The sequence below is a fragment of the Streptomyces ruber genome (assembly GCF_014648075.1).
Lineage (GTDB): Bacteria > Actinomycetota > Actinomycetes > Streptomycetales > Streptomycetaceae > Streptomyces > Streptomyces ruber.
On sequence record NZ_BMQK01000026.1, the window covers coordinates 42,327 to 66,006 of the forward strand.

Annotated in this window: 21 protein-coding genes and 1 pseudogene; 6 read left to right on the forward strand and 16 right to left on the reverse strand. The window is 72.4% G+C overall.

The window, feature by feature from the left end:
* Positions 1-124: 124 nt before the first annotated feature.
* The 3 genes from IEZ04_RS32420 to eccB all read right to left on the reverse strand — a co-directional run bounded on the left by IEZ04_RS32420 (position 125) and on the right by eccB (position 2,844).
* Entirely contained in the window at positions 125-409 is a 285-nt protein-coding gene (locus IEZ04_RS32420; protein WP_189220568.1) for a WXG100 family type VII secretion target, read from the reverse strand.
* A 179-nt stretch (positions 410-588) separates the two neighbouring features.
* Positions 589-900, reverse strand: coding sequence for a WXG100 family type VII secretion target (locus IEZ04_RS32425; RefSeq protein WP_189220569.1), 312 nt, complete (start codon positions 898-900; stop codon positions 589-591).
* A 324-nt stretch (positions 901-1,224) separates the two neighbouring features.
* Entirely contained in the window at positions 1,225-2,844 is a 1,620-nt protein-coding gene (gene eccB, locus IEZ04_RS32430) for a type VII secretion protein EccB (protein ID WP_189220570.1), read from the reverse strand.
* A gap of 561 nt (positions 2,845-3,405) precedes the next feature.
* Between eccB and eccE the strand changes: the two genes are divergently transcribed.
* The 3 genes from eccE to IEZ04_RS32445 all read left to right on the forward strand — a co-directional run bounded on the left by eccE (position 3,406) and on the right by IEZ04_RS32445 (position 8,635).
* On the forward strand, positions 3,406-4,725 hold the full coding sequence (gene eccE, locus IEZ04_RS32435; RefSeq protein ID WP_189220571.1) for a type VII secretion protein EccE: 1,320 nt from the start codon (positions 3,406-3,408) through the stop codon (positions 4,723-4,725).
* Positions 4,725-5,567 carry a hypothetical protein gene (locus IEZ04_RS32440; RefSeq protein ID WP_189220572.1) on the forward strand — a complete coding sequence of 281 codons (843 nt, stop codon included), beginning with the start codon at positions 4,725-4,727 and terminating at the stop codon, positions 5,565-5,567. The genes eccE and IEZ04_RS32440 overlap by 1 nt, the downstream gene beginning before the upstream one ends.
* Positions 5,568-5,797: 230 nt before the next feature.
* On the forward strand, positions 5,798-8,635 hold the full coding sequence (locus IEZ04_RS32445) for an SCO5717 family growth-regulating ATPase (RefSeq protein ID WP_189220573.1): 2,838 nt from the start codon (positions 5,798-5,800) through the stop codon (positions 8,633-8,635).
* 98 nt (positions 8,636-8,733) lie between these two features.
* Here IEZ04_RS32445 and IEZ04_RS32450 read toward each other — a convergent pair whose 3' ends face one another.
* From IEZ04_RS32450 to rimP, 9 genes are all read right to left on the reverse strand, one after another.
* Entirely contained in the window at positions 8,734-8,964 is a 231-nt protein-coding gene (locus IEZ04_RS32450; RefSeq protein WP_189220574.1) for a DUF397 domain-containing protein, read from the reverse strand.
* A gap of 155 nt (positions 8,965-9,119) precedes the next feature.
* Complete coding sequence (locus tag IEZ04_RS32455; protein ID WP_189220575.1) at positions 9,120-10,076, reverse strand: bifunctional riboflavin kinase/FAD synthetase; 957 nt, start codon at positions 10,074-10,076, stop codon at positions 9,120-9,122.
* Positions 10,077-10,466: 390 nt separating this feature from the next.
* Positions 10,467-11,372: a tRNA pseudouridine(55) synthase TruB gene (gene truB / locus IEZ04_RS32460; protein ID WP_189220576.1), complete on the reverse strand. Its 906-nt coding sequence runs from the start codon at positions 11,370-11,372 to the stop codon at positions 10,467-10,469.
* Complete coding sequence (rbfA, locus tag IEZ04_RS32465; protein ID WP_189220577.1) at positions 11,369-11,815, reverse strand: 30S ribosome-binding factor RbfA; 447 nt, start codon at positions 11,813-11,815, stop codon at positions 11,369-11,371. The genes truB and rbfA overlap by 4 nt, the downstream gene beginning before the upstream one ends.
* 55 nt (positions 11,816-11,870) lie before the next feature.
* The gene (locus tag IEZ04_RS32470) at positions 11,871-12,164 is read right to left on the reverse strand and encodes a DUF503 domain-containing protein (RefSeq protein WP_189220578.1); all 294 of its coding nucleotides are present in this window, start codon (positions 12,162-12,164) and stop codon (positions 11,871-11,873) included.
* Positions 12,165-12,414: 250 nt separating this feature from the next.
* Complete coding sequence (gene infB, locus IEZ04_RS32475) at positions 12,415-15,513, reverse strand: translation initiation factor IF-2 (RefSeq protein WP_189220579.1); 3,099 nt, start codon at positions 15,511-15,513, stop codon at positions 12,415-12,417.
* A gap of 147 nt (positions 15,514-15,660) precedes the next feature.
* On the reverse strand, positions 15,661-15,957 hold the full coding sequence (locus tag IEZ04_RS32480; protein ID WP_189220590.1) for a YlxR family protein: 297 nt from the start codon (positions 15,955-15,957) through the stop codon (positions 15,661-15,663).
* A gap of 156 nt (positions 15,958-16,113) precedes the next feature.
* Positions 16,114-17,100: a transcription termination factor NusA gene (gene nusA, locus IEZ04_RS32485; protein ID WP_189220580.1), complete on the reverse strand. Its 987-nt coding sequence runs from the start codon at positions 17,098-17,100 to the stop codon at positions 16,114-16,116.
* 2 nt (positions 17,101-17,102) lie between these two features.
* Entirely contained in the window at positions 17,103-17,675 is a 573-nt protein-coding gene (gene rimP / locus IEZ04_RS32490; RefSeq protein ID WP_189220581.1) for a ribosome maturation factor RimP, read from the reverse strand.
* A gap of 207 nt (positions 17,676-17,882) precedes the next feature.
* Between rimP and IEZ04_RS32495 the strand changes: the two genes are divergently transcribed.
* The 3 genes from IEZ04_RS32495 to IEZ04_RS32505 are packed head-to-tail and all read left to right on the forward strand — an operon-like array spanning position 17,883 to position 19,850.
* Positions 17,883-18,413, forward strand: a complete 531-nt coding sequence (locus IEZ04_RS32495; protein ID WP_189220582.1) for a hypothetical protein — start codon at positions 17,883-17,885, stop codon at positions 18,411-18,413.
* Positions 18,410-18,898, forward strand: coding sequence for a ferritin-like domain-containing protein (locus IEZ04_RS32500; protein WP_229821426.1), 489 nt, complete (start codon positions 18,410-18,412; stop codon positions 18,896-18,898). Before IEZ04_RS32495 ends, IEZ04_RS32500 begins: the two co-directional genes overlap by 4 nt.
* A gap of 28 nt (positions 18,899-18,926) precedes the next feature.
* Positions 18,927-19,850, forward strand: coding sequence for an aminoglycoside phosphotransferase family protein (locus IEZ04_RS32505; protein WP_189220583.1), 924 nt, complete (start codon positions 18,927-18,929; stop codon positions 19,848-19,850).
* A gap of 71 nt (positions 19,851-19,921) precedes the next feature.
* On the opposite strand, the gene IEZ04_RS32510 is transcribed toward IEZ04_RS32505, so the two are convergent.
* The 4 genes and pseudogenes from IEZ04_RS32510 to IEZ04_RS32525 all read right to left on the reverse strand — a co-directional run.
* On the reverse strand, positions 19,922-21,616 hold the full coding sequence (locus IEZ04_RS32510) for a proline--tRNA ligase (protein WP_189220584.1): 1,695 nt from the start codon (positions 21,614-21,616) through the stop codon (positions 19,922-19,924).
* Positions 21,617-21,718: 102 nt separating this feature from the next.
* The gene (locus IEZ04_RS32515) at positions 21,719-22,285 is read right to left on the reverse strand and encodes a GNAT family N-acetyltransferase (protein WP_189220585.1); all 567 of its coding nucleotides are present in this window, start codon (positions 22,283-22,285) and stop codon (positions 21,719-21,721) included.
* An 86-nt stretch (positions 22,286-22,371) separates the two neighbouring features.
* Positions 22,372-23,220, reverse strand: coding sequence for a GNAT family N-acetyltransferase (locus tag IEZ04_RS32520; RefSeq protein WP_189220586.1), 849 nt, complete (start codon positions 23,218-23,220; stop codon positions 22,372-22,374).
* A gap of 228 nt (positions 23,221-23,448) precedes the next feature.
* Positions 23,449-23,680 (reverse strand): annotated as a pseudogene (locus IEZ04_RS32525) (flavodoxin-dependent (E)-4-hydroxy-3-methylbut-2-enyl-diphosphate synthase); the annotation flags it as partial.

Genomic DNA, 23,680 nt, shown 5'->3' on the forward strand with positions numbered 1-23,680 from the left:
GCAGGGTGAGATTCCGATTCCGCAGATTCTGTGTGCGGCCCCGAAGCAGAGCTCGGCCCAGCGGACGCCATGGCGTCGGCTGGGCCGATTCTCGTCATCTCATACCCTCGGGTCGCCGACGGGATCAGCCCCAGGTCGCGGCGTTGCTCTTCTCGGTGGCCTGGTAGTTCTCGGCCGCGCTCTGCAGTGCCGTGGAGATCTTCAGCAGGGTCGCGTGCAGGGACTGGGCCGTCTGGTCCCACTCGCGCTGCTTGCGCTGGTAACCCTCCTGCGCCTCACCTTCCCAGGTGTTGGCGACGCGCTTGACCGCGGCCTCGAGGTCGTCGAGCTGCTGCTTGATGCGGCCCGCGGTCGTCTTCACGTCCGTGGAGGCGTTGGTGATGGTCGCGTAATTGACGAGGATCGACATCTTCGTTCCCTTTCAGGGCGTGTCTCGGAAAGACAGTGGAGGTCGGTGGATGTCGATCGGACTGGTTGGAGCCGAGTGGGTAAGACGGAACGGCCGGTTCACGGACGCGTCTATCGGTTCGGGCTCGGCTTTCAGGAGTCCGATCGTGCGAACGGGTCAGGAAGAGTCCGACGGCCCGGTCAGCCGAAGTCGGACATGATCTTGCTGATCTCCGAGTTCTGCTGCTCTTCCGACGCGGAGTAGTTGCTCCGCGTGGAATCCACCGCTTCCTTGATGTCGTTGAGGATGTCGCTCATCCTCTTCGCGTCCGAGTTCCAGCGGTCCTGCAGCTGGCGGTACGACTGGGCCGCCTGGCCCTGCCAGCCGCCCGCGATCTGGTCGATCACTCCGTTGAGACGGCGGATCTCGCCCTGCAGCTGACCGTTCACGGTGTTGATGTCACCGGAAAGCTTGGTGAGTTCGTCCTCTGTTACCCGGAACTGGCCGGCCATGATGAACCATCCCCCATGTTGTCGGTGATCCGGGCGGGCCGTGCGACGGTGCCCGGAGCGGAAAGCATCGCGCTCGCAGAGCTGCACTCCAGAGCGCTGTAAGCACTCTATCGTCAGCCTGTCACTCAGCTACAGGCAAGACCGATCAGTTACACGGCTCACACACTTAAGCGTTCATCTTGTGATCTGCGTAGGGTCTCACCCATAGGTGCACCACTGCGCCTGCCATTGACCGGTCGGCGGGCCGCGGCGCGGCCGCGGTCCGGCTGCCGACCGGCCGTCCGGGCGGGTGCACCGCCCGGCCGACCGGTCATCGGACGCCGGTCACTGACTCTGCTCCTGCGCCGCGCTGCCCGTGTCCAGCGTCGGCCCCTTCGGGATGAACGTCGCCCAGGACTGCGGCACGATCGCCGGGTTGGAGACGTCCTCGTACCCCAGCCGGGTACGTGCCTTGTCCGTCTCGCTCGCCCCTTCCGCGGCCGAGCCCTCCGTACCCGGGTCGCCCGAGCCGCCTCCCGTCGGGGACGAACCGGTGCCGCTCTCCTCCGCCTCGCTGTCGTTGTTCGCCGGCAGCGAGTACCGCAGGCCCGTGTCCGTCAGCAGGTACGTCGCACCGCCGCCGCCCGCCGCGCCCGTGACCTCCTGGAAGAGGAGCCCGGAGCCGGACGAGACATAGGCGTTGAGGGAATCGGCGATCACCCTCTTGGGGTACGTCGTGCCGGCCCAGGCGGCGAGCTGCGGCTTCTTGTCGTCACCGATGGTGCCGTCGTAGACGCTGCACGAGGTGGTGCGGGCCTCGTCGGTCGCCGTGGCCGCGGGGTTGGCCTGCCGCGGCACGGACTGGGGCCAGCCCTTGTCCGCGGAGAAGCTGTCCGCCGCGCCGCCGTTGGCCGCGATGATGGTCGGGGTGTCGACCTGGATGTCGCCGATCGGGTCGGTCCCGTACGCCTGGCGGGCGGTGGTGGATGCCTTGAGCAGGTCGGCCACGAAGGGGGTGACGGCGGCGACCTCGTCCTTGAGGACGACGTAGTACTGGTCGCCCTGTGCGTCCCGCGCCTTGAGGACCCGGCCCACCGTGCCCGCCTCGGCGGGGAGCCCCCGCACCGAGGTCGGCTCGCCGATGGACGGGACGGTCGGGAAGGAGATGACGCCGCCGTCGTTGAGGGTGCGCAGCCACTGCTGGCTCACCGGCTGCGGTTCGGCCGCCGTGCCGATGACGGCGGCGCGCAGCTGCTCCATGGTGGTGCCGTCGAGTTCCGACTCGCCGCCCAGCAGGAAGGCGTTGCCCTCGCCGTCGACCAGGTATTCGCGCGAGGTCGTGGTGTCGACGACGTACAGGGCCTCACGGGAGTCGACCTTCCCGTCACCGCCCAGCGACTTGGCGTCCTCGGCGTCGAGGACGAACACCGCGCGGTCGATGGCGCCGTCCGAGCCGGGCGCCGGGCGTTCGCAGACCGCCCAGGTCTTCGCCTTCTCCGCGTCCTCCTTGGCGGGCAGCCGGTCGGGGGCGTACGGGATGCCGAGTGTCGCGCCGTGCGGGATGCCGCTCTTGTCGATCTCCTTGCCGGGCACCTCGATGACGCTGCCCTTGCCCTTGTCGAGGAGCAGCTTGGCGGAGGCGTAGTTGAGGACGGGATGCAGTGTCTTCGTCCTCTTGCCGTTCGACGTCTTGTCGTTGAGGACGACGTAGCGCGTCGTGGAGTCGCTGTCGACGATGATGTGCTCGCCGGGAGTGTCCCAGCCCTGGGGCGCCGCCGGCTTGATCACGCCCCAGGCGATGAAGCCCAGCACCAGGACGACGCCGACCGCCATGCTGGGCATCACCGTACGGATCGGGCGCGGCGCGCCTTCCTCCGAGCCGCCCGGCGACGGCGCCAGGAACGCCGCGACGGTGCGCTTGCGAGCGAACGTGTAGGCGGCGAGCTCATCCCGACGGTCTGCCATGGTCCCCGTGTCTCCCGTTTGTCATGCTCGTGGTGATGCCCGGTGGTCGGTGGTGCGCGCGGGCGCCGTCCCGTGAGGTCGGTACCACCCGCAGGGCCGGCGCCACCCGCAGGGGCGGTACCACCCGTGAGGTCCGGTACTTTCCGTGGGGCCGGTACGTCCCGTGCGTGGGGCCGGTACGTCCCGTGGGCCGACCGATCGCGTCCGCGCGCGTGACGCCGGTCGTGTTCCGAAGGCCGCTCCGACACCGAGCAGGCACCTACTATGCCTTGCGCCGTCCGGCGGCGGCCCACGAGGTGTGCGGCCGCCCCCGCATCTTCACAGAGCCTCACCACGGTGCCTCCCCATGCCAGTCCGGTCCGTGACAGGCTGGGTCACCTGGGGTTCAGGCGTCCCCTGTGTCGCCTCGTGCGCACCAGCGGGTACCGTGAGCCACTCGCATAGATGATGAGGGCCATCGGCGCCCCTGGCCCGTCGCCGGAATCCCCGACGCCTGTCGCAAGGACGCACGGATTCCGGCCGGCGCAAGGCCACCACTTCGCGAAAGGGATGTCCCGGGGGATGAGCAGCGCTACGAGCACTCGGCGCGGACGCCGCGCACAGCAGCAACAGGGCGATCCGGGCGGCAGACGCGCGTCGACGCCGGCTCCGGCTCCCGCCGCCTCGCCGCGCGCGCTGCCCAGCCCCGGCGGTATGGGCCCGGTGCGCCTGCAGCAGCTCATCCTCGTGGAGCTGGCGGCGGCCGTCATGGTGGCCGCCTGGGCCGCCGGTACGTCCTGGCTGCTGGCCCCGGCCGGTGTCGTGGCGGCGTTGCTGCTCCTCCTGGCGGTCCTGCGCCGGGGGCGCCGGCCGCTGCCCGAGTGGTACGAGACGGCGCGGTCGCTGAGGCGCCGCCGGCGCGAGGCCAAGCTGCCCGTCGCGCCGGGGACGGAGCCCCTGCTGGCCCCCGCCGTGGAGTGCGACCCGGCGCTGCGGACGTACAGCTTCGTGTCCCGTGACGACCGCTCCATCGGCATGATCGGTGACGGTACCTTCCTGACCGCCGTCCTGTTCGTGCAGCCGGGGGACCAGCCGCTGCGTCCCGGCGGCTCCGGACGGCAGCTGCCGTTGCAGCTGATCCACGACGCCCTGGAGGTCGACGGCATCCGCCTCGCGTCCGCGCAGGTCGTCCAGCACACCCAGCCGGCGCCCGCGCCGCACCTCCCCCAGCAGTCACTGGCCGCACGGTCGTACGGCCCCCTCCAGGCGCAGGCCGGTTCGCCGGCGCTCCGGCTCACCTGGGTCGCTCTCAAACTCGACCCGGAGCTGTGTCCGGAGGCCGTCCAGGCCCGCGGGGACGGCGTTCCCGGAGCACAGCGCGCACTGCTGCGGGTGGCGGACCAGTTGGCGAGCCGACTGGCCGGGGCCGGTTTCCAGGCGACCATCCTGGACGAGAACGAGCTGGTGCAGGCGATCGCGACGTCGAGCTGCCTGAACCCGCGGGCCAACGCGCAGCACGCGCAGGACGGCCGGCCGAGCCAGCGGCGCACGGTCGAGGCGGTGCGGACCTGGCGGGTCGACGACCGCTGGCACACCACGTACTGGATCTCCCGTTGGCCGCACATGGGGAACGGCGGTGCGGCGCTGCCCGCGCTGGTCGCGCAATTCACCTCACTGCCGGTGCTCGCCACGACGTTCAGCATGACGCTGAGCAAGGCCGGCGGCCGGGGCGTCTCCCTCGCGGGCCACATCCGCGTGACCGCCCGCGGCGACGACGAACTCGCTCAGCTGGGGCGTGAGCTGGAGCGCGCCGCGAGTGCGGCGAAGGTCGGTCTGGTCCGTCTCGACCGCGAGCAGGTTCCCGGGGCCCTCGCCACTCTGCCGCTCGGAGGTACGTACTGATGTCCCAGCCCACCACGGTCACGGACGCGGGACAGCACGGCCGGTCCACCGGGCGCACACCGGCCCACGTGGCCTCGCCCACCGACACCGGCGTGCTCCCCGTCGCCCACCAGCCGCAGTCACCGCAGCAGCAGCGGCGCATCGTCAGTCCGGGCTTCGGCCTGAGGGGGCCGCGCCGCAACCGCCACGTCGTCACCGCGGACGAGCTCGCGGCCGTCAGCATGCCGATCGGTGACGACGGAGTCATCATCGGTACCGACCCCGAATCACAGCCGGCCGTACTCGGCCTGTCCCGTCCGACCGCCTTCGACATCGTCCTGGTGGGTGGTCTGTGGCTCGCCCAGGTGTTGACGCTGCGCGCCGCCGCGACGGGCGCGCGCGTGGGCGTCGAGACCGGCCGCCCGCAGGCCTGGCAGCAGTTGGCCCAGGCGGCGGGCGGCGGCCAGCAGTGCGTGACGGTCTACCCGGTGGGACGGGTGCCCGCGCAGGGTCCCTCCGTCTCGAGTCCCGTGGTGCTGATCCGGGACTGCGGTATCCGCCCGCCGCGCGGGCGGGTGACCTCGCTGCCCTGGCAGTCCGTGGTGACGGTGCTGCCCTTCGTCGGCGAGCACGCGCCGCGCTGGCTGGCGCAGGCCCATCTGGTCGGCATCCAGCGCATCTCGCCCCAGGAGACCGAGATCGTACGGGACACCCTCGGCATCCCCGGTGAGCATCTCGAGCTCCTCCCGACCCTTCACGACGGCGTCGCTCTGTGGTGCACTCGCAAGCACCACAAGTTCGTCATGACCGAACCCACGGACGCGGAGACGGGCCTGCTCGGCGTGGCCCGCCGGATGGACTGACGCGTCGTCCTCTCCTGAGCGGGTGCGCGTCTTCCGGCTCTCCGCCGCGGGCGCGCGTTCACCGGGAGCGGCTGCGAGCCGGCCACGCCCATGGGGGCTTTTCCGTCACGCCATACGAGTGATTAGGCTTCTGATGATGCGGTGACGATCGCAGTCGCGTGGGATTCGCCACTCGGTCCGCCGGCCCGCGACGACGACCAGCTCAGCAGTGGCTGACCAGGAGGCAAGCAGTGAACAGGGATCGGTCCGAGTACGACGGCGCCAGCCCTTCCTCGGACGGGGACGATCACGAGGTGGATCTCACCGGCGAGTTCGAAATCGTCTACACACCTCCTGCCTGGTACGCACAGAGCACACAAGGGGGCTCCACGGCCGGCGGACAGCAGGACGCCGGGCAGACGTCGCCGCCTCCGCCGAGCGGACCGCCCGTCGGGCCGCCCACCGGTCCCCCAGGGGGTTCCGCGGCGCCGCAGAGTCCCGTACCGCCGCAGGCACCCGCCCAGGGCGCACCGCAGCAGTCCGCGCCGGGCGTCCAGGGCACGCCCGGCGGCAACCAGCCGGGCACGGGTGGCTACGGGTTCCCCCAGCAGCCCGCCCCGGGCCCCGTCCCCACGGCCGACGGCGTGACGGCGCCCGGCGGGTACGGCTATCCCCAGCAGCCGGCCCAACCCCCCGCGGCCGCGCCCGGCTTCCCCGTGCTGCGCCCGGTCGACGAGGACGCCCAGGACAACCAGCCTCCTGCCGCCGCCCCGACGGCGGATGTCCCTGAAGCGCCCGTCCCCGTGCCGTCGGCTCCCGAGCAGCCGACGGGCGAGCTCAACCATGCCGCCGCCGACGCCGAGGCCGCCAGGCTGTTCGGCGGCGGTACCGACGACGAGCAGCCCGCGGAGAAGCCGGACGCCACGTCTGAGCCCGCCGACCCGGCCGGGGCCGCGTCCACGTCCGGCGCGGAGGACGACGACAAGGCCGGCGCACTCTCCACCGCGGACTCACCCGCTTCCACTGCGGACGCTCCCGCCTCTGCCGCGGACGCCCCCGCCTCCGCCGCGGACGCCCCCGCCTCCGTAGATGCCGGACCCGCGCCGGCCGTTGCGGGTCCGGAGGCGGAGACGACGGCGGATCCGTCGTCCGCGCTCCCGCCGCAGGGTCAGCAGCCACCGCCGCCGCCCGCCGTGCCCGCCCCCGCACCGCCCCAGGTCGACCAGGCACTTCCGCCCCTGCCGCAGGGGTACATGCCCGCACACCCGGTCCAGGGAGCACCGCAGCAGGCGGGGCAGGCAGGGCAGCCGGACCAGCAGGCCGCGGCCGCCGCGCAGGCCGCCGCCGGATACGGCTATCCGATGCCCCCCGCTCAACCGCAGCAGCCCGGACAGCCCGCGCACCAGGCGCCTCCGCAGGGCGCGTTCGGCCCGGCACAGCCGCTGCCCGGCTACCCGGCGCCGGGCGGTCAGCCCGCACCGGTGGACCCCCGGTACGCGCACCAGGCCGGCCGGCCCCAGCCGCCCGTACAGCCGCAGCCCGGCCAGCCGCAGCCGCCCGTCGGATACGGCTACCCGTATCCCCCGGCCCAGCCGATGCCGCAGCCGATGCCCCAGCCGCCGGGGCCGGACGGCTACGGCTACCCACCCCACCTCGCCGCCTACGGCTACCCCCAGCCCGGACAGCCGCAGCAGCCGGCATCCCAGCAGCAACCCCCGGCTCAACCGCAACCACAGCCCATCCCCCAGCAGCAGCCTTCCCAACAGCAGGCACCGCAGCAGGCACCCCAACCGCAAGCACCCCAACAGCAGCCCCCTGCCGCTCCTCCCGCCGCCTACGGCAACCAGGGCTGGACCGCCCCGCCCGGCCCGCAGGCGGGGCCGGGTGCGCCGCAGCAGCAGGCCGCGCCCGGTACTCCGCTCGGCTACAACGCCGCCGTGGAGCTCTCCTCCGACCGGCTGCTGCGGAGCCAGCCCAAGGCCCGCAAGAACAACCAGGGCCCGTCACGCTTCAAGTTCGGTGCCAAGAAGGAGGAAGCCGAGCGGCAGCGGAAGCTGGGGCTGATCCGCACTCCCGTCATGTCCTGCTACCGGATCGCGGTGATCAGCCTCAAGGGCGGCGTCGGCAAGACCACGACGACCATGTCGCTCGGTGCCACGCTCGCCACGGAGCGGCAGGACAAGATCCTGGCGATCGACGCCAACCCGGACGCCGGCACCCTCGGCCGACGGGTGCGGCGCGAGACCGGCGCCACCATCCGTGACCTGGTGCAGGCGATCCCGCAGCTGAACAGCTACATGGACATCCGCCGCTTCACCTCGCAGGCGCCGTCGGGGCTCGAGATCATCGCCAACGACGTGGACCCGGCGGTCTCCACCACCTTCAACGACCAGGACTACCGCAGCGCGCTCGACGTGCTGGGCAAGCAGTACCCGATCATCCTCACGGACTCGGGCACCGGTCTGCTCTACAGCGCGATGCGCGGAGTCCTCGACCTCGCCGACCAGTTGATCATCATCTCCACCCCTTCGGTGGACGGTGCGAGCAGCGCCTCGACCACGCTCGACTGGCTGTCGGCGAACGGCTTCGCCGATCTCGTGCAGCGGTCGATCACCGTGATCTCCGGTGTCCGCGAGACGGGCAAGATGATCAAGGTGGAGGACATCGTCGCGCACTTCGAGACCCGCTGCCGCGGCGTCCTCGTGGTGCCCTTCGACGAACACCTCGCGGCGGGCGCCGAGGTGGACCTCGACATGATGCGGCCCAAGACCCGCGAGGCCTACTTCGACCTCGCCGCCCTCGTCGCCGAGGACATCGCCCGTACGCAGCAGGGCTTCGGCAACCCGGGCTCGCAGGTCCAGCAGTCCTGGCAGGGCGGGTACGCGCCCGGGCAGCAGCCCCAGGCGCCGCAACAGCCCTACGGCGAGCAGCCGTACGGGCAGCAGCCCTACGGCCAGCCCGGCGGTGCTCCCCAGCCGGGACAGGCGTGGCAGCAGCCCCCGCAGCAGCAGCCCGGGCCGGGACAGGGCTGGCAGCAGCAGCCGCAGGGGCAGGGCGGCGCCGTACCGCCCGGCTGGACGCAGCAGTAAGCGGACGACGCGGAGGGCCGGCACCGAGACGGGTGCCGGCCCTCCGCGTCACTGCCGCGCGCGGACGTCACCGCCGCGTGAACGCCGCTGCCACCGCACTACTGCAGGTCGAACTCCCCGTCGCGCGCGCCGAGCACGAACGCCCGCCACTCCGCCGCGGTGTACCGCAGCACCGTGTCGGGATCCGCGGAGTTGCGCATCGCGACGGCGCCGCCCTCCAGATAGGCGATCTCCACCCGCTCGTCCTGGGGGCCATCAGGGGAGCCGACCCACTCGGCGCCGCTGATGTCCATGGCGTACAGCGCTTCCTTCTCCTGCTCGGTCGCCACCGGGTCCACTCCGTTCCACCGACCTTACGGACGCGGGAGAGTCTACAACCGGGCCTGTCAGCAGGGGTTTTGCGAAGCGTGGCGGAGCGGTTGAGTATCGGATCGGACAGGATCGGAGCGAACGGGGACGGAATTCGCTCAGCCCGGTCGGCCGTTCAGACGGAGTGCTGCTCGGCCTCGATCAGTTCGCGGCAGCGCTGCACGTCCGCCGCCATCGCCTCCAGCAGCGCTTCCAGCGTGTCGAACTTCTGCTGCCCGCGCACGAAGGCCAGGAAGTCGACGGCGACGTGCAGGCCGTACAGGTCGAGGCCGACCCGGTCGATGGCGTACGCCTCGACGGTCCGCTCGGTGCCGTCGAACTGCGGGTTCGTGCCGACGGAGACGGCGGCGGCCATGGCCTCGCCCTCGACGTGCAGCCACCCGGCGTAGACGCCGTCGGCGGGGACCGCCGTGTGCGGGAGCGTCTCCACGTTCGCGGTGGGGAAGCCGAGTTCGCGGCCTCGCTGCGCGCCCCGTACGACGACGCCCTCGACCCGGTGCGGGCGGCCGAGGATCTCCCGCGCGCCCTCGACGTCCCCCTCGGCCACCAGCCGCCGGGTCAGCGTCGAGGAGAAGGGCTCACCGCCGCCCGCCTCGCCGGACACGAACAGGTCGACGACCTCCACCTCGAAGTCGTACGTCCCGCCCTGCTCGGCCAGGAACGCCACGTTTCCCGCCGCCCTGTGGCCGAAGCGGAAGTTGGGGCCCTCGACGACGGCCTTGGCGTGCAGCTTGTCGACCAGGACCTTGACCACGAAGTCGGCGGGCGAGAGCTTCGAGAACTCCTTGGTGAAGGGAAGGATGAGCACCGCGTCCACGCCCAGCTCCGCCATCAGTTCGGCACGGCGGTGGTGCGGGGCGAGCAGCGGGGGGTGGCTGCCGGGGCGGACGACCTCACTGGGGTGCGGGTCGAAGGTGACCACGACGGACGGGACGCCCAGCTCACGGGCGCGGTCCACGGCGTGCCGGATGATCAGCTGGTGCCCGCGGTGCACTCCGTCGTAGGAGCCGATGGTGACGACGCTGCGCCCCCAGTCCTGGGGGATGTCCTCCAAACCACGCCAGCGCTGCACTGTGACTGCTCCTTGTCGAACGTCGCGAAGCCGAACCCGAACCCGTGCCCGTGATGACCAATACGCATGCTCCTGCGCAGGTCTAAGGGTGCCATGCCGGGGGCTCGCCGTTCGCACCGGCATGGGGGCTGTGACGGGCGGCACGCGCACGGTGGGACGCCGGTCGGCAGGCCGATGATCGGCGGGGCAGATCGTGTGGTGAACGCGCCCCCTTCCGCTCCCTCGGTTCACTCCGAGCGCCTGCCCGTTGGGGTGAATAGTCGCGAGCCGCTGGATACACCTCTGGGAGGGGGGAACCGAGGGGGGACCGTGGAGCGGCGTATCCGGGAGTCCCCGTGATCCGCCGCTCCACGGGCAGGACGTCACCGTCCCCGGCACCGGCAGGCTCCGTCAGCCGAACACGGCGACGCTTCTGGCCTTGCCCCTCTGCTCCTCGACCAGGGCCAGGAAGCGGCCGTCCGGGTCGAAGACCGCCACGGGACCCGCGCCCGCGTACGTCTCGGGCATCTCCAGCCGTACGCCGTTCAGCAGCAGCCGGGCACGCTTCACGTCCACGTCCCAGCGCGGGAACGCGGCGGCGGCCGCCTCGGCGACGGGCATGACGGTGAGGGACTCCTGGAGCTGGTCCAGGGTCCTCGCCGTGTCCAGCCGGTACGGTCCGACGCGCGTCCGGCGCAGGGCGGTGAGGTGTCCGCCCACGCCCAGGCCGGCCCCGAGGTCCCGGGCGAGCGCCCGGATGTAGGTGCCGGAGGTGCAGACGACCGACACGACGAGGTCCAGCACCGGGGTGCCGTCCTCGGCCACGGCGTCCCGGACGTCGTACACGGTGAAGGAGGAGACGGTCACCGGCCGGGCCGGGATCTCGAAGTCCTCGCCCTCCCGCGCCCGCTTGTACGAACGCACACCGTTGATCTTGATGGCGCTGACCTTGGACGGCACCTGCATGATGTCGCCGGTCAGCTCCGCGACGCCGGCGTCGACGGCCTCCCGGGTCACCGCGGAGGCGTCCGTGGACGAGGTGATCTCGCCCTCGGCGTCGTCGGTGACCGTGGTCTGGCCGAGCCTGACCGTGCCGAGGTACTCCTTCTCGGTCAGCGCGAGGTGACCGAGGAGCTTGGTCGCCCGCTCGACACCGAGGACGAGCACACCGGTCGCCATGGGGTCGAGGGTTCCGGCGTGGCCGACGCGGCGGGTCCTCGCGATTCCGCGCATCTTGGCCACGACGTCGTGCGAAGTGAAACCCGACGGCTTGTCGACGATGACAAGGCCGTCGGGCGTGGTGGTCTGCTGGGTCATGCGGTGGTGTCGTCCTCGTCGTCACCCGGCTTCTTGTACGGGTCCGCCTCCCCGGCGTACTTCGCTCCGGAGGCCGCCTCGCGCACCGCCTCGTCGGAGGCGCGCGCCCGGTCGAGGAGGTCCTCGATGGTCCGGGCGGTGTCCGGGAGGGCGTCCGCGACGAAGGTGAGGGTCGGCGTGAACTTCACGCCCGCAGCCCGGCCGACCTCGGACCGGAGGACGCCCTTGGCGCTCTCCAGGCCCGCGGCCGCGGCCTTGCGGTCCTCGTCGTCCCCGTACACCGTGTAGAAGACGGTCGCCTCCCGGAGGTCACCCGTGACCCGGGTGTCGGTGATGGTGACGTGGGAGCCGAGCCGCGGGTCCTTGATCCCGCGCTGCAGCTTCTGGGCCACCACCTCTCGGATGAGGTCCGCCAGCCTCTTAGCCCGCGCGTTGTCGGCCACTGGTCCGTCTCCTCGTTCTTCCTGCTGTTGTTCTGTGTTCCTGGTTCGCGGTCGTTCAGTCGTCCTCGCCGTGGAAGCGGCGCCGCACCGAGAGCAGCTCCACCTCCGGGCGTCCGGCGACCATCCGCTCGCACCGGTCGAGCACGTCGGTCAGGTGCCCCGCGTCACCCGAGACCATGGCCAGGCCGATGCCGGCTCGGCGGTACAGGTCCATATGATCGACCTCCGCCGCGCTGACCGCGAACTTCCGCTGGAGCTCGGCCACGATCGGGCGGACGACGGAGCGCTTCTCCTTCAGCGAGCGTACGTCGCCGAGCAGGAGGTCGAAGGACAGAGTCCCCACGTACATGTGAGTCCGGATGACCCGCCGGTCCGGGATCGATGGCCCCGCCATCCGTATGGGCAGGGACATCAGAACCGTACATCGAACGGGCCGGCCGCTCGACAGGGTTTCCGTGGGGTCTCCGTCCCCCGTTCGCACGCCCCCGGACGGCGTGTGTCCGGGGGCGTGCGAACGGGGCCGAAAGCCGGGTGGGGCCGGCCGGCGGGAACCCGTGTCCCGTCGGCCGACCCCAGCCCGGTTCAGCCTGCCGCAGGCGTCACGCCCGCGGCTTCTCGCGCATCTCGTACGTCGCGATGACGTCGTCGACCTTGATGTCGTTGTAGTTGCCGAGGTTGATACCGCCCTCGAAACCTTCGCGAATCTCGGTGACGTCGTCCTTGAAGCGACGCAGACCCTCGATGTTGAGGTTCTCCGCGATGACCTTGCCGTCGCGGAGCAGGCGGGCCTTGGTGTTGCGCTTGACCTCGCCCGACCGGATGAGCACACCGGCGATGTTGCCCAGCTTGGACGACTTGAAGACCTCGCGGATCTCCGCCGTGCCGAGCTCGACCTCCTCGTACTCCGGCTTGAGCATGCCCTTGAGGGCCGCCTCGATCTCCTCGATCGCCTGGTAGATGACCGAGTAGTAGCGGACGTCCACACCCTCGCGCTCGGCCATCTGCTGCGCACGCCCGGCGGCGCGCACGTTGAAGCCGATCACGATGGCGTCCGAGCCCATCGCCAGGTCGATGTCCGACTCCGTGACCGCACCGACGCCGCGGTGCAGGACCCGGATGTCGACCTCTTCGCCGACGTCGAGCTGGAGCAGGGAGGACTCCAGGGCCTCGACGGATCCGGAAGCGTCACCCTTGATGATGAGGTTGAGCTGCTGGACCTCGCCGGCCTTGAGCACCTTGTCCAGGTCCTCGAGGGAGACGCGGCGCGTGCGCTTGGCGAACGCGGCGTTCCGCTCGCGAGCGGCGCGCTTCTCGGCGATCTGACGGGCCGTACGGTCCTCGTCGACCACGATGAAGTTGTCGCCCGCACCCGGGACGTTGGTCAGACCCAGGACCTGGACCGGCGTCGACGGGCCGGCCTCGGCCACGTTGTTGCCGTTGTCGTCGAGCATCGCCCGGACGCGGCCGTACGCGTCGCCGACCACCATCGTGTCGCCGACCCGCAGCGTGCCTCGCTGCACGAGCACCGTGGCCACGGCACCGCGGCCGCGGTCGAGACGGGACTCGATGGAGATGCCCTGCGCGTCCTGCTTCGGGTTGGCCCGCAGGTCGAGCGAGGCGTCGGCCGTCAGGATCACGGCCTCCAGCAGCGAGTCGATGTGCAGACCCTGCTTGGCGGAGATGTCGACGAACATCGTGTCGCCGCCGTACTCCTCGGCCACCAGGCCGTACTCGGTCAGCTGACCGCGCACCTTGGTCGGGTCCGCGCCCTCGACGTCGATCTTGTTGACCGCGACGACGATCGGCACGTCGGCCGCCTTGGCGTGGTTGAGCGCCTCGACCGTCTGCGGCATGACGCCGTCGTTGGCCGCGACGACCAGGATCGCGATGTCGGTCGACTTCGCACCACGGGCACGCATGGCGGTGAACGCCTCGTGACCCGGGGTGTCGATGAAGGTGATCTTGCGATCCTCTTCGTTGACCTCGGTCGTGACCTGGTAGGCACCGATGTGCTGGGTGATGCCGCCGGCCTCGCCCGCGATGACGTTCGTCTTGCGGATGGCGTCGAGGAGGCGGGTCTTGCCGTGGTCGACGTGACCCATGACGGTGACCACCGGCGGGCGGACCACGAGGTCCTCCTCGCCGCCCTCGTCCTCGCCGAACTCCAGGTCGAAGGACTCGAGCAGCTCGCGATCCTCCTCCTCCGGGCTGACGATCTGAACCGTGTAGTTCATCTCGTCCGCGAGGAGCTGGAGCGTCTCGTCGGAGACGGACTGGGTCGCGGTGACCATCTCGCCGAGGTTCATCATGACCGCGACGAGCGACGCCGGGTTGGCGCCGATCTTCTCCGCGAAGTCGGTGAGCGACGCACCGCGCGACAGGCGAATGGACTCGCCGTTGCCGCGAGGCAGCATCACGCCGCCGACCGACGGGGCCTGCATGGCCTCGTACTCCTGGCGCCTCTGCCGCTTCGACTTGCGGCCGCGGCGCGCGGGACCGCCGGGGCGGCCGAAGGCGCCCTGCGTGCCACCACGGCCACCCGGACCACCGGGACGACCGCCGAAGCCGGGACGGCCACCGCCGCCGCCGAAGCCGCCGCCACCACCACCGGGACGACCGGCGAAACCGCCACCGCCACCGGGACGGCCGGCGCCACCGCCACCGCCCGGACGGCCGGCGAAGCCGCCGCCACCGGGACGGCCGGCGCCGCCGCCGGGACGACCCGCACCGCCCGGACCGCGGCCGCCGGGGCCACCGCCGGGACGCGGGCCGGCAGCGGGACGCTGCGGCATCATGCCGGGGTTGGGACGGGGACCGCCGGGGCCACCGCCGGGACGCGGGCCGCCCTGCGGACGGGGCATGTTGCCCGGCGAGGGACGGGGACCGCCCGGAGCCTGCGGACGCGGGCCACCGGCCGCACCCTGCGGACGGGGACCGCCACCCTGGCCGGCCTGCGGACGCGGGGCGCCGCCCGGGGCACCGGGGCCGCCGGGACGCGGGGCTCCGCCGCCCGGACGGGGCGCCTGCGGGCGCGCCATGCCGGTGGAGCCGCCGGAGGTGAAGGGGTTGTTGCCCGGACGCGGGCCGGCCTGACGGCCGCCGGGACGCGCGCCCTGGCCCTGGCCGCCGCCGGGGCGCTGGCCACCGGGACGCGGGCCCCGGTCCTGGCCGCCGGCACCACCCGGACGGGCACCGGGCTTCGGGCCGCCGGGACCCGGACGGGCGCCGGGACGCGGACCCTGGTTCTGTCCCTGTCCCTGACCCTGGCCCGGAGCCGGGGTCGGCGACGGGGGCGCCGTGAACTCGGGCGCGCTCGGGGCCGGAGCCGCCGGGGCGGGCTTCGGTCCGGGACGCGGGCCGGGGGTGGGACGCGGGCCCGGGGCGGGCGCCGCCGCAGGCTTGTCGGCCGTGGGGGCCGCGGGCGGCTTGGGCGCTGCCGGACCCGGGCGCGGCGCGGCCGGGCGTGCGGCCTGCGCGGGGGTGGGCGCCGCCGGCCTCGCCGGGGCGGCCTTGCGGGGGGCCGCCTTGGCGCCCCCGTTGCCCTGCTGGAGGGCGTCAGTCAGTTTGCGTACAACGGGCGCCTCGATCGTCGAGGACGCCGAACGGACGAATTCACCGAGTTCCTGGAGCTTGGCCATGACGACCTTGCTCTCTACTCCGAACTCCTTGGCGAGTTCGTATACCCGGACCTTAGCCACTTCGCTCCTTTGAGGTCCGGGTTGCGTCCGGACCGTCGCTACTTCATGGGCGTACTCATCGCGTACTCATCGAGTGCTCATCGCAATCTCGACCTGCTTTCAGACTCGCGAGGTACCAGAGCCGCACGGGGTTCCGTGCGGCACGTCTTACATGTCGCTTGCTCGGCAACTGTCCGCCTGCTCGACGTACGAGCGCAACGCCTTTGTGTCGAGCGGACCCGGGACGCGCAGCGCCCGTGGGAACGCCCGGCGGCGTACCGCCTGGTCGAGACAGACAGGGGCGGGGTGTACGTACGCACCCCGGCCGGGCAGCGTACCGCGAGGATCGGGAACGCAGTGCTCCTCGACCGCCACGATCCGCAACAGGTCGGCTTTTGCCGCTCGCTCCCGACACCCCACACAGGTGCGTTCAGGGCGTGCCCGGGCGAGCGTCCGGCCAGACACGCTCAAGTCTACCTCCCCGCGCCGACCCCATCCCTTTGGGGCGGGTATCGAACAGTTGCCGTGCACAAATGTTGACGTGATCTGAGCGCGTCACGGCTCGGATCTATTCCCGGCCGGCCCGCGGAGCGCGAGGTCCGGCCGGGTGACCGGCCGGCGTCAGCCGGTCTGCTGTTCGGTGTCCGGACGGATGTCGATCCGCCAGCCGGTGAGCCGGGCCGCGAGACGGGCGTTCTGCCCCTCCTTGCCGATCGCCAGCGACAGCTGGTAGTCGGGGACCGTCACGCGCGCGGAGCGGGCCGCGAGGTCCACGACCTCGACCTTGGAGACGCGGGCCGGGGAGAGGGCGTTCGCCACCATCTCGGCCGGGTCGTCCGACCAGTCGACAATGTCGATCTTCTCACCGTTCAGCTCGCCCATGACGTTGCGCACCCGGCCGCCCATGGGACCGATGCAGGCGCCCTTGGCGTTCAGGCCACTGCGGGTGGAGCGAACCGCGATCTTGGTGCGGTGACCGGCCTCACGCGCGATGGCGGCGATCTCCACGGAACCGTCGGCGATCTCCGGCACCTCGAGCGCGAAGAGCTTCTTCACGAGGTTGGGGTGGGTGCGGGAGAGCGTCACGGAGGGACCGCGCACACCCTTGGCCACGCGGACGACGTAACTGCGCAGGCGCATGCCGTGCTGGTACGACTCGCCCGGGACCTGCTCCTGCACCGGCAGGATGGCCTCCAGCTTGCCGATGTCGACGAGCACGTTCTTCGGGTCGCGGCCCTGCTGGACGACACCGGTGACGATGTCGCCCTCGCGGCCGGCGTACTCACCGAGCGTGGCGTCGTCCTCGGCGTCCCGCAGGCGCTGCAGGATGACCTGCTTGGCGGTGGTGGCGGCGATGCGGCCGAATCCGGACGGTGTGTCGTCGAACTCGCGCGGCTCCTGCCCCTCCTCCAGGTCCTCGGGCTCCTCCTTCGCCCACACGGTCACATGGCCGGTCTCCCGGTTGAGCTCCACGCGCGCGTGACGGCGGCTTCCCTCGGTGCGGTGGTAGGCGATGAGGAGGGCCGACTCGATCGCCTCGACCAGCAGGTCGAAGGAGATCTCCTTCTCCCGTACCAGACCCCGCAGGGCACTCATGTCGATGTCCACGGCTACGCCTCCTCCTCTTCCTTCATGTCAACGAACTCGTCGTCGCTCTTGTCGGTGTCGTTGGTGTTGTTGATGTTTTCGGTGTTGCCGGTTCTGTCGGGCCCACGGTTGAACTCGACCTGCACGCGCGCCTTCTCGACGTCGGCGAGGGCCAGCCTGCGCGTGGTGGCCTTGCGGCCCTTCACGCCGGGGACCTCCAGGTCGAGGCCGTCCTCGTCCACGGCGAGGATCCTCGCGACCAGGTCACCGCCCTCGCGCAGCTGGAATCTGACGAGGCGGCCGGTGGCCCGCACGTAGTGCCGGTGCTCGGTGAGGGCGCGCTCGGCGCCCGGGGTGCCGACCTCGAGGGTGTACTCGCCCTGGCCCATCGCGTCCGTCTCGTCGAGCCTGGCCGAGAGCGAGCGGCTCACCTCGGCGACGGCGTCCAGATCGGCGCCCGTGTCGGAGTCGACGACGACGCGCAGCACACGCTTGCGGCCGACCGAGTCCACCGCGATCTCCTCGAGATCCAGGCCCTGGGAGCGTACGAGCGGTTCGAGCAGTTCTCGCAGCCTCTCGTTCTGGGTGGTGCTCATCCGGGTGACTCCTCGGCCGCGTGTGCTGTTGTGGGAAGGTCGCGTGTCAGGTCAAAGGGTATCCGGTCCCGGGGGGTGTTGCGGTCCACCCGGGCCCCCTCCCGGTCCGCCGGGCGGCGCGCTGACAGCCGGTGCGCCAGTGCGCAGGTACGGTGATCACACGTCAACCGCTCTTCCGTTCGTACGACTCTGCCGAGGACGCCTGCCGTGCCGTTCACCCTGCCGCCGCGCACCCCTGGAGGGCCGCGCAGAAGGAGTCTGCTCGCCACAGCCGCGGGCGCGGTGCTGCTCGCCGGCTGTACGTCCGGGCCGGGCCCGGAGTCCGCCGAGGGCGACACCCGGGCCGCCGAGCAGGCACGCGCGCGCGTGGCCCGCGACAGCACGGCGCTCGCCGAGCGGTACGCGGCCGTGCTCGCCGCCCATCCGCAGCTGACGGAGCTGCTGACCCCGCTGCGGGACGAAGTCGTACGGCACGTGCAGGCCTTCACGGACGGCGCGGCCACCGGCACCCCGTCCCCGGCGTCGGCTCCGGCGTCGGCCACGCCCCCGGCGGCACCGTCCGCGGTGCCCGCCGACGCGGGCGCCGCGCTCGCCGAGCTGGCGACGGCCGAGACGCGGCTCGCGGACCGGCGGATCAAGGAGCTGCCGGAGGTGCCCGGCGAACTGGCGCGGCTGATGGCGTCGGTGGCGGCCGCCGGAGCGGGTCATGCGTTCCTGTTGCGGGAGGGTGCGAAGTGAGCGGAACGGCCGGCGGGGTGGGCGCGGCGCGGAAGAGGGAGGAGCTCCGCGCGCTGCAGGCGGCGCTCGCGGCGGAGCACGCCGCGGTGTACGGGTACGGGGTCGTGGGCGGCCGGATCGGCGAGGGCCGGCGGGCCGATGCGCGCGCCGGGTACGACGCCCATCGCGCCCGGCGCGACGAGCTCACGCGCGCCGTGCGCGACCTGGACGGCAGCCCGGTGGCCGCGGACGCCGCGTACGCGCTGCCGTTCGCCGTCGAGGACGCGGACGCCGCCGTACGTCTCGCCACCGAGTTGGAGGAGCGGGTGGCCGGGGTGTACTCCGATCTCGTGCGGGCGTCCGAGGGTGACCGCAGGCGTGCGGCGGCGGAGGCGCTGCGCGAGGCAGCGGTGCGCGCCGTGCGGTGGCGGAACGGGAGCGTAGCCTTCCCTGGTCTCGCCGAACGGGCGGCCTCACCGGCCCCGTCGGCGACATCGCACCTGTGAACGCGACCTGGAAGGGGACGACTCGCGCATGGCTTTCGAACCGCCGCGGCGTGTCGTGCGGGCGCTCGCCGAGGCGCCGCACCACGGGGCCGACGAGGCCGGCGACTGGCTGGAACGGCTCCCCGAGCTGGTCCGGCGGGCGGTCGGGCCGCGCGAGCTGACCGTCGAACGGGTCCAGGCCCCGGGCGGGCGCAGCAGCGTCGTCCTGCTCGTGCGGCGGCCCGACGGCACCCCGGCCGTACTGAAACTGGCACCGCCCCGGGCCCGGCCGGCGAGTGAGCGGGCCGCGCTCCGGCACTGGAACGGGCGGGGCGCGGTGCGGCTGCTCGACGACCCGCGGGAGGCCGAGGGGGAGATCCTGCTGGAGCGGCTGCGGCCCGATCTGTCCGTACGGTCCCTGCCCGAGGCCAAGGCGCTGCTGGAGGCCGCGGGGACGCTGCGCAGGCTGTGGGTGGAGCCGCCCGGCGGGCACGGTTTCGAGACCGTCGGGGCGCGGACCGGCCGGCAGGCGGAGGCCATGCGGGCGGGCGTGCCCGCGGCAGCCGGCACCGCCGACGTGGCGCCGCTGGTCGACGCGGCGCTCGCCGTCCGCGAGGAGCTGCTCGCCGCCCCGCCGGAGGAGCGGCTGCTGCACGGCACGTTCCGGCAGAGCAAGGTGCTCGCCGGGGAGCGCGTGCCGTGGCTGGCCGTCGGTCCCGACCCGGTGGTCGGCGAGCCCGCCTTCGACCTGGCCCGGCTGGTGCGGGACCGGGTGGAGGACCTGATCGCGTCGCCCTCGGGGGCGAGCATCACGCGGCGCCGGGTGAAGCGGCTCGCCGAGTCGCTGGAGGTGGACCAGGAGCGGCTGCGCGGCTGGACGCTGTTCCGGGCCGTGGAGTCGGGGGTGCGGGCGCTGCGGGTCGGCCGGGCGCAGGACGCGGAGCTGCTGCTGGAGTTCGCGGGCTGGCTGTAGCCGCCGTGAGCGGCGCGGGTACGGACGAGGGCCCCCGCCGCGGGTGCGGCGGGGGCCCTCGCGCGTGACGGTCACTCCGACAGCCGGGCGATCGCCTCGTCCACGGTCAGTTCCTCGCGCTCGCCGGTGCGGCGGTCCTTCAGCTCCAGGACGCGGTCGCCCGCGCGGCGGCCGGCCACCAGGATCTTGGGCACGCCGATCAGCTCGGCGTCGGTGAACTTCACGCCCGGGGAGACGCCCGCGCGGTCGTCCACCAGGACCCGTACGCCCGCGGCGCCGAGCGTCTCGGCGACCTCCAGCGCCAGCTCGGTCTGCAGGGCCTTGCCCGCGGCGACCACGTGGACGTCGGCCGGGGCGATCTCCTTGGGCCAGCACAGGCCCTGCTCGTCGGCCGTCTGCTCGGCGAGGGCGGCCACGGCGCGGGAGACGCCGATGCCGTAGGAGCCCATGGTCACGCGGACCGGCTTGCCGTTCTGGCCGAGCACGTCGAGCTGGAAGGTGTCGGCGTACTTGCGGCCCAGCTGGAAGATGTGGCCGATCTCGATGGCGCGGTCCAGCTTCAGGCCGGTGCCGCACTTCGGGCAGGGGTCGCCCTCCTCGACGACGACCACGTCGAGGTACTGGTCGACCTCGAAGTCGCGTCCGGCGACCACGTTCCTCGCGTGCTTGCCCTCCTTGTTGGCACCGGTGATCCAGGAGGTGCCGGGGGCGACGCGCGGGTCGGCGAGGTAGCGGACCTTCTCCAGGCCCTGCGGGCCGACGTAGCCGCGCACCAGGTCCGCGCGGCCCGTGAAGTCCTCGGCGGTGACGAGCTCGACGACCGCCGGGGCCAGGTGCTCGCCCAGCTTGCCGAGGTCGACCTCGCGGTCGCCGGGGACGCCGACGGCGACGATCTCGCCGTCGACCTTCACCAGGAGGTTCTTGAGGGTGGCGGAGGCCGGGACGCCGAGGTGCTCGGCGAGCGTCTCGATGGTCGGGGTGTCGGGGGTGTCCAGCTCCTCGACCGCCGGGTGCTCCGCGCCCTCGACCGGCTTCAGCGGGAAGGTGACCGCCTCCGTGTTGGCCGCGTAGTCGCAGTTCGGGCAGTCGGCGAAGGTGTCCTCGCCGGCCGGGGCGGGGGCGAGGAACTCCTCCGACGCCGAGCCGCCCATGGCGCCCGAGACGGCGGAGACGATGCGATGGTCCAGGCCGAGGCGCGCGAAGATCTTCTGGTAGGCCTCGCGGTGCAGGCGGTAGGACTCCGCCAGGCCCTCGTCGGTGGTGTCGAAGGAGTACGAGTCCTTCATCTGGAACTCGCGGCCGCGCAGCACGCCCGCGCGCGGACGGGCCTCGTCCCGGTACTTCGTCTGGATCTGGTAGAGCATGACCGGCAGGTCCTTGTAGGACGTGACCTGGTCCTTCACCACGAGGGTGAAGATCTCCTCGTGGGTCGGGCCGAGCAGGTACTCGCCGCCCTTGCGGTCCTTCAGCCGGAAGAGCTGGTCGCCGTACTCGTCCCAGCGGGCGGAGGCCTCATAGGGCTCCTTGGGCAGCAGGGCCGGGAGGAGGACCTCCTGGGCGCCGATCGCGTCCATCTCCTCGCGGATGACGCGGGTGATGTTGTCGAGGACCTTCTTGCCGAGCGGCAGCCAGGTCCAGATGCCGGCGGCGTTGCGGCGCACGTAGCCGGCGCGGACGAGCAGCTTGTGGTTGAGCGTCTCGGCGTCCGCCGGGTCGTCACGCAGTGTCTTGACCATCAAACGGGACATGCGCTGGACCTGGGCCATGTTTCTCGACTCCTGCTGCGTAAGGGTGATGGCCCCGAGGTTAGCCCCGCGGTGCGGGGCGGCGGAAATCGATAACCCGCGCGGGGGCGGTGTGCCCGGCGGTCACCTGCGGCGCAGCGGCAGCGGGGCGCCCATCACGGCGTACGGCATCGGAGCGCTCGGGAACAGCACCTGCCGGGCCAGGTCCACGTAGCCGAGCGAGTGGTACAGGCCGCGGGCGGGGCTGTCGGTGTCGATCGCGGAGAGGATCGACCGCGGTTCGGCGGCGCCGTCGGTGATACCGGTGATCAGGGCGCGGCCGACGCCCCGGTTCTGGTGGCGCGGGTGGACGTGCAGTTCGGTGATCACGAAGGAGTCGTTCAGCCAGGACTCGTGGCCCTGGGCGCGCAGGTACGGCTCGACGACGGTGGACCACCAGTGCGTGCGGTCGTTGGGCATGCCGTAGACGAACCCGACGAGACCCCCGCTCGGGGTGGTGGCACCGAGGGCGCGGGCGCCCGGGTGGGTCAGGTGCCGCAGGACGATCTGCCGCCGGACGGCCACCTCGTCGGCGCCGAGCCCGAACGCCACGGCCTGCACGGCGAGCGCCTCGTCCACGCGCGCGGAGAGGTCGACTGGGCCGATCACGATGTCGTCGGAGTGGTGGTGTGCGTGACCGGGAAGGCGCATGTGGGGAGAGTACAGGGGGGCGCGGGCCGTCGTCGGGGGGCGGGTTCCCTGTGGGCGTCGGGGACGTGGCGGAACCGGGCGGGCCCTCAGAACAGGACGCTCATGAACGCGCCGACCTCCTGGAAGCCCACCCGTCGGTAGGTGCGCCGCGCGGGTGTGTTGAAGTCGTTGACGTACAGGCTGGCGACCGGGGCGACGTCCGCCAGGGCGTAGCGCAGGACGGCGGCCATGCCGGGTGCCGCGATGCCGCGGCCGCGGTACTCGGGTGCGACCCACACGCCCTGGATCTGGCAGGCCCTGGGGGTGGCCGCGCCGATCTCCGCCTTGAAGACGACCCTGCCGTCGTCGTCGATCCTGGCGAAGGAGCGGCCGGAGCCGACGAGTTCGGCGACGCGGGCCTGGTAGAGCAGTCCGCCGTCGCCGGAGAGCGGGGAGACGCCGACCTCCTCGGTGAACATCGCCACACAGGCCGGCATGATCGTCTCCATCTCGTCCTTGCGCATGCGACGCACGTACGGGTCCGGAGCGATGCCGGCGGGGAGCCGGTCGGCGACCATCAGCGGCTGGTGGGCGCGGACCTCGCGGGCGGGGCCCCAGCTCGGTTCGAGCAGCCGCCACAGCTGGGCGGTGGGCTCGGCGGGGCCGACGATCGAGGAGCAGCGGCGGCCGGTGCGACGGGCGCGGTCGGCGAAGGCGCGTACGGCGCGGGGGGTGGCGCAGATGGGCACGAGGTTGGCGCCCGCGTAGCACAGGGACGTGAGGGTGCCGGCCTCGTACCAGCCCCACATCTCGCCGCCGAGCCGCCAGGGGTCGAGGCCCGCGACCTGCACGCGGGACGTCACGAAGGCGTTCGCGACCGGCTCGCGGTCGAGGACGGCGAGCGCGGCGTCCAGGTCACTCGGCTCGAGGACCCTGGTGGTCGTCTGAGTCAACACGTGCGGGGGCCTCATCGTGGGGTTCGCTGATCTCCGCACTGTACCTGGCGGACATGCGGGGTGGCGGAAAGTGGCCTCCGACCAGGGAGGACCGCCTCACGGGGGCTGCGCCCGCGGCCCGGCGCGCACGGGGGGCGGCGGCACCCGGTGGCCCCGAGGCGGGAGCCGGGAAGGCTGAAGGGCGGCCGGAGCGGATAAACGTTCCGGCCGCCCTCTGCGGGACCGGGGTCAGCCCGCCACCGACACCGACGGCTCGCCCGAGGTGACGCCGTCGGCCTGCATCTGTTCGGCGATCTTCATGGCCTCGTCGATGAGGGTCTCCACGATCTTCGACTCGGGCACCGTCTTGATGACCTCGCCCTTGACGAAGATCTGGCCCTTGCCGTTGCCGGAGGCGACGCCGAGGTCGGCCTCGCGGGCCTCGCCGGGGCCGTTGACGACACAGCCCATCACCGCGACG